This window comes from Bacteroides cellulosilyticus DSM 14838 (assembly GCF_000158035.1).
GTDB lineage: Bacteria > Bacteroidota > Bacteroidia > Bacteroidales > Bacteroidaceae > Bacteroides > Bacteroides cellulosilyticus.
This window is the reverse complement of record NZ_EQ973535.1, coordinates 1-563: the sequence shown is the minus strand read 5'-3', so window position 1 is coordinate 563 and position 563 is coordinate 1. Positions and strand designations below refer to the sequence as shown.

1 pseudogene is annotated in these 563 nt (G+C 50.6%); it reads left to right on the top strand.

Features of this window, described 5'->3' with window-relative positions:
- Positions 1 to 563: pseudogene (locus tag BACCELL_RS25540) on the top strand (DUF3868 domain-containing protein); the annotation flags it as partial.

Genomic DNA, 563 nt, shown 5'->3' with positions numbered 1-563 from the left:
CAGGCCGGACTGTATGCCCTGTGCCGAGTGTACAGCCATGGTGACTTACCTCACTCCTGATATGGAAACTCAGAAACACCGTTCGGAAAGTGCCACCTTATATATAGACTACCCTACCGGAGTTTATGACGTGCGCCGCGAATTCCACAACAACCGCCCCGAACTGGAGAAACTGGACAGCTTGATGCGTCCACTTACCGAGGGGAATCTGGCAAATATTTCGAGTATCTCCATCTGCGGTTACGCTTCGCCCGACGGGACATACAAGGACAATGAAATACTGGCTTCCAACCGCGCACGCTGTTTCAAGGAGTATATGCGTGCCACGTATGCACCGGGGCACGATCTTTATAAAGTTTCTTCCATACCCGAAGACTGGGACGGATTGGTGGAACTTCTGCAACGTCGCCCCATGAATCACGGTGACGAAATATTGTCCCTCATTGCCCGAACCGGCATTTTTGAAGGACGCGAAAAACAATTGATGAATATGCACGGAGGAGCCGTATATCGGGAACTTCTGAAAAGCTATTTCCCGCAGTTGAGACGTATCCGTATCACAG